The following is an 11,103-nucleotide window of genomic DNA, read 5'->3' as shown; positions in this document are numbered from 1 at the left end:
ATCAATCTGCAAAGTAACTGATTGGGTTGAGATAGAACGCTTTCTTATAACCTTGAGTAGACGTATCGATAGCCCAGGGTCTTGGCAACAGCGTTAATATTGAGAAGTGAAGATGCGCTGGCTTGCCCCTGGCGTTGCCGCTATCTCCCACGGAACCTATTGATTGACCCGCCTGTAAAAGAGGGCCCGCAGTATGATCAATATCGTGCAAATGTGCGAAATAATGAATGCGCCATTTCGGGCCCAATCCTACAATTACATTGCCTCCTTTACTCAACGATCCCCGATAAAGGATCAGCATATTGGACGAAGCGACAACCGCGGTTCCCTTCTGCGCAAAGATATCAATACCCTTGTGCACGCCAGATCTACCCCATGGCTCGTACCAGAATGTGTCTTTGTTCCAATCAGCACCGGTAGCACCAGACACCGGGATGATTTTCGGTTCTGGGATAATAAATCCGAGGCCAAGAATTAACCCTGAAATGACTAAAAATCTATATCGTTTCTTCATTCTCATAGTGAATAACGCCAATTTAATAGGCTGAGTGTAGCGTGGCCATATAGATGTTTTTGCATACGCCCTGCATGGGCATGAACTAATGAGGTGAGAGTCCTCTGTAGGAAGGTCACCATCCGTAGTGATTTATGGGGCTATTAAATGTTAACTGCCCACGTTTGGCAAACGCCTGACCAGAAGGTTTGCTCTGGAGGCACCCAAGCGGAGCAAAGGCCATGAGCCGAAGACGAAACAAGCGTGATAACTTGCTAGTAAAACCAGCGATGCTGGCCCTTTATTACTATGGCCTATCCCCCAGGTTGTTTTTCATGTTTTTCCTAGCCACGGGCCTGCCCCGCATCGTGACTGCCGGAGGCTGGCGTTTAAACGCTAAGCCTATAAGCACTGAATACAGGTGCTAAAGGTGTAATCATAACCCCGCCAGAGTCTTAAACACTTTCGCTGTACGACTGTGTATTCTTTCAGTGCGCGGCGATAGCAAGGCCTGGTATCAGCGTCCAATTAGGTATCGGAACAGCGCTAAAGTGCTCTGTTTCCGGCTGTCGCTAACCCCAATAATGCCCTGACTCACATAACAAACCAATCGATGAAGAATCAGAGGGCATAATGAATAATAAAAAACTATGGCGCAGCGTGCCGTTAGCCTTGGCAGTAGCATTCAGCAACAGTGCGATGGCTGGCATCAGCTTGTACGACCAGGATGGTACAACGTTTTCAGTAGACGGCTATTTCAATGCGTTCTACACCTACCAGGACAGCGAAGATAAAGTCGCTGATACCAACACCAAGACCTCCCGCGTGCGAATGGGCTTTCTGCCAAACTATATCGGCTTTAATGTCGGTAAAAAAGTGGGTGATCTGACGGTGGGTGGACGTTCCTCCTTCTGGGTCTCTATCAACGACAGCAACCAGGATGGCGATGGAACTAAAACAGACTCGATGATCGATGTACGTCAGTTTTATGCGACGGTCGATGGCGACTTCGGCCAGGTGCTGTTCGGTAAAGATTTTGGCTTGTATGGCCGCAGCAACATCTTTGGTGATGAACTGTTGATGGGCGTGGGCTTTGCACCGGCCACTACCAGTAATACAACTTTTGGTAATATCACTACCGGTTATCCTTATGCTAACCCAACTGCGCAGATCACTTACCGCTCTCCGGTAGCGAGTGGTTTCCAGATTGCTGTGGGTGTGCTTGATCCGAATACCACGGGAAGTACGGCTAAGGGCGATTCGAACTCTGCTCGTTTTGAAACCGAAGCGACCTACACGGCCGATTACGATGGTGTTGCAGTTAAAGCCTGGGTCGGTGGTGCGATGGGTGACTCTGTGACCTCCGGTGTCGATGCTAAAGGTATCTCTTATGGCGCGAAGGTCTCCGCTGCTGGTTTTGCACTGACCGCGTCCGGATTCGACCAGGAAGGTATCAGCAGCGTGTTTGCCAGTAATACGCTGACCGACAGTGCTGAGTCTGATGGTTATCTGGTACAGGGTTCCTATGCGTTTTCAGCTAACCGCCTGGTGCTGTCACATGGACAGACAAAAAACACTGCTGCGGGTAGCTCAGTGACCACTAAGGACTCTCTGACTGGCGCCGCATTGTTCCATAACATCAACGATAATCTGACGCTGGTAGCAGAGTATACGGTTCACAAGTCCAATAACGGCAGCATCGATACCTCTGCAACCGATACGGTTGCTCTGGGCGCTGTGCTGAGCTGGTAATCAGTCAGTTAGCCTCCCGCATCCTTACCGGCAACCCCTTCCTCTGCCGGTGAGGATGCTTTTTACTACTTTAGTCCTGTTTTTTTGTTTTTTAAGTTCTTATAAAACAATATCTTAATATTTATCCCCGAAGCTTTTACTGCCCTTCAGGTACTCAAGTATACTGTTCTCATTTTCGATTCCCTTTTACACTCAAGGGTCATTTCAAACTACCGGCGTGCTCACTGTGACCGATCAATCATCCCAGAATATTTGCCAGCCTGAGCTGCGCACTGCATTTTCGACTGAACGTGATGAGCTGATGGCTGTTGATCAGCTGCATCAACAACTGAACTGGCCCGAGCTTAACTTTGTGCTGTTTTTTTGCTCTGCAGAGTATCAGCTGGATAAACTGGCTGAAGCGTTGCAACAGCGGTTTGCAGGAATTCTGGTGGCGGGGTGTACCACTGCGGGTGAGATTACGGCAGAGGGCTACGATCAGGGGTCTATCTCTGCGGTAGGATTTTCCCGTGAGGCGTTTGCGGTTAGCGGACAGCTGATAGGCGGCCTGCAGCAGTTTGATTTCAATGATGCTCAGGGGGTGGTGGAACAGTTGTCTGAACGCTGTCTGAAGCAACAGATTGCACCCATTAAAGACCACAGTTTTGCCCTGACGCTATTTGATGGTCTGTCTACGCAGGAGGAGAAGGTGTTGGTGACCCTGGATTCTGCGCTGGGCAGCATCCCCCATTTTGGCGGTTCCGCCGGTGATGACATCTGTCTGGCCAATACCCATGTCTATTTCGATGGCGCTTTTCATACCAACGCGGCGGTGATTATTCTGGTGAATACCAGCTGTGAATTCAGAGTGTTCAGCGGCCATCATATGGAGAGTCGCGATACCAAGCTGGTGGTCACCGAAGCCGATAGCCCGCAGCGCAGAGTGCTGGAGCTGAATGCTGAACCGGCCGCCATTGAGTATTCCCGAATTGTAGGGGTGCCGGTGGAAGAACTGAACCATGAGTCGTTTGCGCTGAATCCGATCGCGGTAAGAATAGGGGATGAGTACTTTGTCCGCTCTATCCAGAGTGTCAACGACGATCTCAGCCTGACGTTCTACTGTGCCGTTGAAAACGGTATTGTGCTGACGCTGATGGAACCCGGTGAATTGATATCCAAACTGGATCAGCAGCTGACGCGTGAAGAGCAGGCGCTTGGCGAGCATCTGTTAACACTGGGGTGTGACTGTTTTCTGCGTCGGCTTGAGGCGCAGATTCGCGGTAAGAGTGAGCCGGTCTCTGAGCTGTTGCAGCGCCATCGGGTGGTTGGCTTCAATACCTATGGTGAGCAGATCGATGGTATGCACGTGAACCAGACCTTTACCGGTGTGGCGATCGGGAGAAAAATATGAGTGGTATGGGGCAGGATCAGCCGATTGAGCTTGTCCAGCGGGTTGAGCAGCTGGAGCGGGAGAATCGCAAGCTGCAGAAAATCAATCGGGTGCTGATTGAGCGGGTAGAGGTAAGCGCCACCACCCGTACCGACCCCTACGCCGCATTTGAACACTCCGTAGTGCTGGCAGAGCAGGTGCGGGAGCGAACCGCCGCACTGAATGTCGCCCTGGGTGATCTGAAGACCAGCAATCAGGCCCTGAGCCAGGCGAAACAGCAAGCTGAACTGGCGCACCAGCGCTTAATCGATGGGATTGAAAGTATCTCTGATGCGTTTGTGTTGTTTGATAGCGAACGACGCATTGTGCTCTATAACAGTCGCTTTGAATCGGTCTGGGCAGGCACCGGCGTGTCTATCGAAGAGGGGTTGGGGATTCAGGATATCCGCCGCCTCGCGGATCAGCACGGCTTGATTGAAGAGGAGTTTCGCGGCGATGAAACCGATAATTCGGTGTTTTATCGTCTCAAAAATGGCCGCTGGTTTCAGGTCAGTGAGCGACCTACGCTGGATGGCGGTCTGGTTATTCTTTACACCGATATTACTGAACTCAAGCAGAATGAGACTGCGCGTCGTGAACGGGCTCTGGCGGATAAGTCCCGGGTGTTGCAGAACACCGTCGATAACCTCTCTCAGGGGGTCGTGCTGATCAATGGTGAAGGGCGTCTGGAGGTGTGGAATCAGCGCTTTCTGGAGCTGTCAGGCTTTAGTGAAGATGAGTTGAGCGAGCAGCCCCTGTTTGAAGATCTGATCGCCCGTTGCGAGCTGATTCTGCTGACCCCGTTTACCAATCATCGTCATTCCGGCGGCACGATAGAGCTGGAGCAGAGCCTGCGCAACGGTCAGGTGATTGAGATTCGTACCCATCCGATTCAGGAGGGGGGCTTTGTTAACACCTATACCGATATTACCGAACGTCATCAGTATGCCGAGACCCTGCGGGAGAGTGAGCAGTGGATCCGCCTGATTACCGACCACGTGCCTGCGCTGATCGCCTATGTTGGCGACGATCTGCGCTTTCAGTTTACCAATAAAGTGTATGAGGACTGGTATGGCTGGCCGCGGGAGGCACTGATTGGTAAGACCATCACCATGGTTCACGGTGGCGACCAGTTTGTCAATCTGAAACCCTATATCAACCGCGCGCTGTCCGGCGAAAGTGTCACCTTTGAGATCGAAGAGAAAGACCCTCAGGGAGGCCCCCGGTATATGCTCAAAGCCTATGTGCCAAACCTGGACGCAGACGGTCGTGCGGTTGGTTTTTTTGTACTGATCCGGGATATTACCGAGCGGCGCAAAACGGCTTACGCGCTGCAGGAGTCTTATCAGACGATGGAGCAGCGGGTTATTGAGCGGACCTCCGAACTGACCAAACTGAATGATCAGCTGCGGCTGGAAATTACTGAGCGGAAACAGGTGGAAGGACGATTGCTGGAAGCCAGTAAGCGAGCTGAACAGGCAAACCTGTCGAAAACGAAGTTTCTTGCGGCGGTCAGTCATGATCTGTTGCAGCCATTGAATGCCGCCCGGCTGTTTACCAGCGCGTTGCAGGAAAAGCCTGCGATACAGAGCGAGCGCCACCTGATCGACTCGGTGAGTACCTCTCTGGATGATGTGGAGTCGTTGTTGAGTACTCTTGTGGATATTTCCAAGCTGGATGCCGGCGTGATCGAGCCGGATGTCACGGTGTTTCCCGCCAGTAGTCTGCTGAATAATATTGCCAACGAGTTTCAGCAGGTTGCTCGCAGCGAACAATTGAGGCTGCGCTATGTCGCCAGCAAAGCGGTGATCTGCTCCGACTCGCAGTTATTGGCCCGTATTCTGAGAAACTTCCTCACCAATGCGATTCGTTACACTGATAATGGCTCTGTTCTGTTGGGCTGTCGACGTAAACGTAACAGTCTGGTGATTGAGGTATGGGATACCGGTCGGGGTATTCCGGAAGATAAATTGGGTGATATCTTTCTCGAATTTAAACGCTTGCAGGGCAACCTGATTGAGAATGATAAAGGGCTCGGTCTGGGGCTGGCCATCGTTGATAAGATATCGCGGATGCTGGGTCACCAGATCAGCGTCAGTTCGGTGCCAGGTAAGGGATCTATGTTCTCGGTTGAGGTACCACTGGCCCGTGCTGATCAGGTGCCGGTCGAGTCAAAAGTGCAGCATCTGCCCGCCGCAGGTGACCAGCTTGATGGCGCAGAGATCTGGCTTATCGATAATGACCCGGCAATCTGTCGGGGCATGCAAAACCTGCTTGAGGGCTGGGGTTGTCGCGTGCAGACTGTCCATGATGAAGGACAGCTAATGGCGCTATTGCAACACAATGCTGCGCCGCATCTGTTAATTGCGGATTATCATCTGGAAAATGATGAAAACGGTTTAGACGCCGCGATCCACTTCAATCAGCGTCTGCGTCAGCCTGTCCCGGTGGTGATGATCACGGCAAATTATACCAATGAACTGAAACAGATTGTCCGGGAACAGGGGTATTTGCTGATCAATAAGCCGGTTAAACCAATGAAGCTGAAGATGACCCTGAACCATCTGCTGGAGTGACCAGTAGTTTAACTTCAGGCTGTTATGATTCAGGCAGTTATGATGGTCGGCAAGCTGCTTTTCAGTGTGTGGAATCAGTGTCTAACGGAAAGTACCTGAGCGTAAATGTCTGAATTTAACAGACACTTACTTCTGTTCTGATTAATGTCTCTTGATTAGCTTTTTATGGAGCGCGATTTAGCGTTTCAGATACTGGTTAAAGTCGACATTACCGGCAGACAGTACTGCCTGAATACGATTGTGCACACCCAGTTTTCTTAAGATTGCGCTGACATGGGCTTTGACGGTGGTCTCAGCAATATTGAGGGTATATGCGATCTGCTTATTCGATTCGCCTTCAGACATTCTCTCCAGAACCAGTAGTTGGCGACGGGTCAGAGAAGAGAGCATTTCCGGCGGAAGGTGGCTTTCATCATGACGTCGATGCATTCCGCTGGAGGGCTTCTCTGAGCGGATAATGTCTGATGGCAGGTAAACGTTGCCATTCAGAATCTGCTGCAGGGCTTCGGTCATCTGCTCCCGAGGGGAGGATTTGGTGATAAAGCCAACCGCACCATAGGTAATGGCCTGCAATACAACCTGTTTATCCTGTTCGGCCGAGACGATGACAACGGGAATCGTAGGCGAGTCATTACGCAAACTGATTAGCCCGTTCAAACCATTCATACCCGGCATATTGAGATCCAGCAGAATCAGATCAAGATCCTCTTCCTCTTTGGCAATGGCCAGAGCGCTGTCCAGATCCTCAGTCTCGAGTGTTTCACAACCCGGGAAACCGTTAGCGATCACGCCACAAATTGCTTCACGAAACAGAGGGTGGTCATCGGCAATTAGAATTTTGTACACGTTGTTCTCCCGCTGGACGGCTGCGCTATTGGCAGCTATTTCACGTCCGTTATAATTATTCTGTCATGGGGCTGGGTTTGCTACCACAGTTTACTACAGAGCTGCTTCAGAAGAGAAATAGCCTTAAAGTGTTAGCGTTGCGTTACTGCTGCGCGCATAGCGTTGCACAAATTAACTCTGACTCTATTACACCTATACTAAGACGTGATGGGTATTCTACTATCCGTGCAAAAAAGCGGTACTAAAGTACTGTTTTGTAGAAATAATTTTGAAGCACTGCTTTTCGTTTTTATGATATTATTTAGTTCAGTTTTTAAACAACAGGGACGTAAATAGAAGGATCTCGTTATTTTCACGTATTACTGGATAGCCAGCCAAATGAGTCACTTTCTGTAATCAATGAGAGAGAGTTTAGTGGTGCATAACAGTAATAATTCAACCCGCTTACCCACACAGCTCTTGTGGGGTGTCTTCTTTATTATACTTATGTTGCTGTTAGCGCAGACAATCTATTTCTTTTTGAATACCAGAGCTCAGCATCAGCAGCAGATCTCCTCATTGCGTGAGAACCTCATTCAGGCTCAACGAAGCAGGCTGGAAGCCGAGATGGCTGATGCTGAACATATGATTGACCATATGTTTGCTGAGGCAACGGATCTGCTCAAACAGGAATCTTACAATCAGACTCGTCAGGCGTTGCTTCTGATGAACTCCCTTTATCAGCGTTACCATAAGCAGTTGAGTGAACCAGAGATGAAGCAGTTGCTGGTTGAAGCACTGCGGGAGATCCGTTTCTTTGATGGCAGGGGTTATTATTTTATCGACCAGATGGACGGTACAGCAGTGCTGTTGCCTACATCATCAGAGCTCGAGGGATCCTCCCTGCTGGATAACAAAGATGATACCGGGCATTACATTATGCGAGGGCTTATCAATGCAGTATCAAATCCTCAGCGCGCCGGATTTTCGTATTATCGCTGGTATTCACCCGATAACGATCAGTTAATGAAAGATAAAGTTGCCTATGTTGAGGTATTTGAACCCTATAACTGGATTGTCGGTACCGGTGATTATCTCTACCGGTTTGAAAATGACCTGAAGCCTCGCATCTATAACTATATCCGTAATATTCGCTTCGGTGATACCGGTTACTTTGCGCTTGTCCGGACTGACGGTCTGTTGTTGGCCAGTGGGGCGACACCTGGACGGGAAGGCATTAACTATCTCAATGGTGAGGACCCCCAGCTGCGCGAAAGTGCGAAGAGGGCTGTCGATTCTGCGCGTAATGGGGGAGGTTTTGTGTCTTATGACTGGTATAAGCCTGGTGCGACTGAGCTTAGTCATAAAATCTCTCTGGTACGTCCACTGAAGAATAGTGAATGGATTCTGGTTGCCGGAATCTTTCAGGATGAGTTAAATGTGTTAATGGCTGAGCAGGAACAGAAACGCGATACAGAGATGCGCCATGTTGTGCTTAATCAGGTGATTGCGTTTACGATTATCGGGCTGTTAGCGCTTCTGGTTGCGCTGACCTTCGGGCGCTGGATAAAAATACGTTTCAAACGCTATCAGAACGACATCAACCGGCAGCAGGCGATGCTGCGTGAAACAGCTGATTCTCTTAAGCTTAGTGGTCTGATTGTCGACTCTGCCTATGAAGGGATTATTGTATGTGATGTCGATAAACGAATTTTGCAGGTGAACAGTGCGTTTACGCGAATCACTGGATACACGCAGGATGAGGTGCTGGGGGATACGCCTGCTATGCTTTCGTCCGGCCGTCATGATGAGGTGTTTTATCAGCGCATGTGGCAACAGATCGATTCTGAAGGCGGCTGGCGGGGCGAGATCTGGAATCAGCGCAAGAATGGAGAGGTATTCCCCGAATGGATATCAATCAGCGCCCATAAAGACAGTCGTGGTAACGTGCAGAACTATATCGCCATCTTTTATGATATTACCCAGCGTAAAGAGCTGGAGCAGCAACTGCGCTCTATGGCGGAAACAGACCCGCTTACCGGGCTGGCCAACCGACGGTCGCTGATGGACAGTCTGAATCGTGATCTGGCCACTATGGAGCGTCATTCAACACCCGGAATTGCGTTACTATTTATCGATCTTGACCACTTTAAACTCATCAACGACCACTTTGGGCATGATGTCGGCGATGCGGTGTTGATTGAAGTTGCTGGCAGATTAAAACGTTGTTTGCGAGAAACTGACCTTGCCAGTCGGGTAGGTGGTGATGAGTTTGTCAGTATTATTAAGCTCAGACCGGAGGAGGGGCTTCAACAGCTTGAAATACTCTGCGAACGCTTGTTGGAGCAGCTGATTAAACCGGTTTGCTTTGCGGAAACTGATATCGATATCAGCTGTAGTATAGGCGCTGCTATTCACGTTCAGGGAAATGACGCTTTTGGCCTGATGAAGAGTGCCGATCAGGCACTCTATGAGGCCAAGCGTCAGGGGCGTGGGCGGGTGGTTTTCTATCACGATGAACTGCAGACTATCGCTTCCCCATCCCCTGTTGAGGCTGAAACCCCCTGACCGCGAGTACAGCAGCAATCAGCGTGACGCCACTGACAATCATCAGTGCTTCACTGTTGCCCTGCTGATAGAGCGCAAAACGGATTAGCTCAACACCGTGGCTGAAGGGGTTCCAGGCACAGACCCAATAGAGCCATTCGCTCGCTTCCCGCATTTTCCACAACGGGTAAAGAGCCGATGAGAGAAAAAACATCGGAAAAATAACAAAGTTCATCACCCCGGCAAAATTTTCCAGCTGCTTGATTCTTGCTGAGATAAACAAACCGATAGAGCTTAGCATCATGGCAACCATCAGGAAGGCAGGCAGGGCGGTCAGATACCCCCAAAGCGGTGCTTCGACACCCCAGAACCAGGCGATCAGCAAAAATCCATATACCTGTAACAGTGAGATTAACGAGGTTGCCAGGAGTTTAGACAGCAGCAGAAAGGGGCGCGGCATGGGGCTGACCAGCAGCACCCGCATGCTGCCCATCTCCCGGTCATAGACCATCGACAGCGAACTCTGCATACCGTTAAACAGAATGATCATGGCGCACAGACCGGGGACGATATACACCTCATAGGTAATATAGGTTTCGTAAGGCTCGATGATGGCGATGCCGAGCGCGGCACGAAAGCCTGAAGCAAAAACAACCAGCCATAAAAGGGGCCGTACCAGCGCACTGAAAAAGCGGGAACGCTGCTGTACAAAGCGCAGCAGTTCTCGTTGCAGCAGGCCGTTAAAGCAGATCAGTGCATCCCGAAGGGTCATTCTGTTACTCCTGTCAGAGAGCGGAACAGGGTGCTGATATCGGCACACTGGTGCTCTTGGCATAGCTGCCCTGCGGTGTTGCTGGCCAGAACTTTTCCTCTGAAGAGGATGGTAACGGGGTCATCAGGTTGTACCTCTTCCATCAGATGCGTTGCCCAGAGAACAGTCAGTTGTTGCTCCTGACACAGCTCTCTGATGTGCAGGTTGAGGGATTCCCGCGTTGCAGGGTCGAGGCCGACACTGGGTTCATCGAGCAGCAGAATAGCGGGTTTATGTAGCAGGGCCCGGGCGATCTCAACTCGCCGCCGGTGTCCGCCATTGAGGCTGCGGACTTTGTCATGCAGGCGTGCACTGAGATCAAAGCGGGCCAGCTCTTCAGTGATTCGGGGCAGAGCCTGGCGCTTAGACATGCCGTGCAGTGCAGCATGGTAGTAGAGATTCTGGGCAACACTCAGATCCAGATCCAGTGTGCTTTGCTGAAACACTACGCCGAGTTTACGCATCACCTGAGCCGGATGTCGGGCGATGCTGTGCCCGGTAATGGTTATTTCACCTTGCTGTAATGCGTAGAGACGGGTCAGCAGCGCAAACAGGGTGCTTTTGCCTGCACCGTTTGGCCCGAGCAGGGCGTTAAAGCGGCCCTCCTGCAGCGACAGGTTAATATCCTGAAGTGCGTTCAGAGAGCCATAGCTAAAACTGAGATTGCTGATCTCTATACTCATGATTGTTA

8 protein-coding genes are annotated in these 11,103 nt (G+C 50.6%); 4 read left to right on the top strand and 4 right to left on the bottom strand.

What is annotated here, in order from left to right:
* Position 1 precedes the first annotated feature (1 nt).
* The gene (locus tag Q0499_RS01950) at positions 2-520 is read right to left on the bottom strand and encodes a M23 family metallopeptidase (RefSeq protein WP_299195446.1); all 519 of its coding nucleotides are present in this window, start codon (positions 518-520) and stop codon (positions 2-4) included.
* Between the two features lie 606 nt (positions 521-1,126).
* On the opposite strand from Q0499_RS01950, the gene Q0499_RS01945 reads away from it, so the two are divergent.
* From Q0499_RS01945 to Q0499_RS01935, 3 genes are all read left to right on the top strand, one after another.
* Entirely contained in the window at positions 1,127-2,245 is a 1,119-nt protein-coding gene (locus Q0499_RS01945; protein ID WP_299195444.1) for a porin, read from the top strand.
* A 226-nt stretch (positions 2,246-2,471) separates the two neighbouring features.
* Positions 2,472-3,635 (top strand): nitric oxide-sensing protein NosP, encoded by a 1,164-nt coding sequence (nosP, locus tag Q0499_RS01940; protein ID WP_299195442.1) that lies wholly within the window; start codon positions 2,472-2,474, stop codon positions 3,633-3,635.
* Positions 3,632-6,229 (top strand): NahK/ErcS family hybrid sensor histidine kinase/response regulator, encoded by a 2,598-nt coding sequence (locus Q0499_RS01935; RefSeq protein WP_299195440.1) that lies wholly within the window; start codon positions 3,632-3,634, stop codon positions 6,227-6,229. Before nosP ends, Q0499_RS01935 begins: the two co-directional genes overlap by 4 nt.
* 177 nt (positions 6,230-6,406) lie before the next feature.
* Here Q0499_RS01935 and Q0499_RS01930 read toward each other — a convergent pair whose 3' ends face one another.
* Complete coding sequence (locus Q0499_RS01930) at positions 6,407-7,075, bottom strand: response regulator transcription factor (protein WP_299195438.1); 669 nt, start codon at positions 7,073-7,075, stop codon at positions 6,407-6,409.
* 399 nt (positions 7,076-7,474) lie between these two features.
* Here Q0499_RS01930 and Q0499_RS01925 point away from each other — a divergent pair, with 399 nt between their 5' ends.
* A complete protein-coding gene (locus tag Q0499_RS01925; RefSeq protein WP_363317760.1) occupies positions 7,475-9,622 on the top strand; it encodes a cache domain-containing protein in 2,148 nt (715 codons plus the stop codon).
* Here Q0499_RS01925 and Q0499_RS01920 read toward each other — a convergent pair.
* Positions 9,582-10,373: an ABC transporter permease gene (locus Q0499_RS01920; RefSeq protein WP_299195436.1), complete on the bottom strand. Its 792-nt coding sequence runs from the start codon at positions 10,371-10,373 to the stop codon at positions 9,582-9,584. The genes Q0499_RS01925 and Q0499_RS01920 overlap by 41 nt on opposite strands.
* Positions 10,370-11,095 (bottom strand): ABC transporter ATP-binding protein, encoded by a 726-nt coding sequence (locus tag Q0499_RS01915; RefSeq protein ID WP_299195433.1) that lies wholly within the window; start codon positions 11,093-11,095, stop codon positions 10,370-10,372. The genes Q0499_RS01920 and Q0499_RS01915 overlap by 4 nt, the downstream gene beginning before the upstream one ends.
* Positions 11,096-11,103 lie beyond the last annotated feature (8 nt).

The sequence above is a fragment of the uncultured Amphritea sp. genome, from assembly GCF_937127095.1.
Lineage (GTDB): Bacteria > Pseudomonadota > Gammaproteobacteria > Pseudomonadales > Balneatricaceae > Amphritea.
The sequence above is the reverse complement of the archived record's forward strand: the minus strand, read 5'-3'. Positions and strand labels throughout refer to the sequence as shown.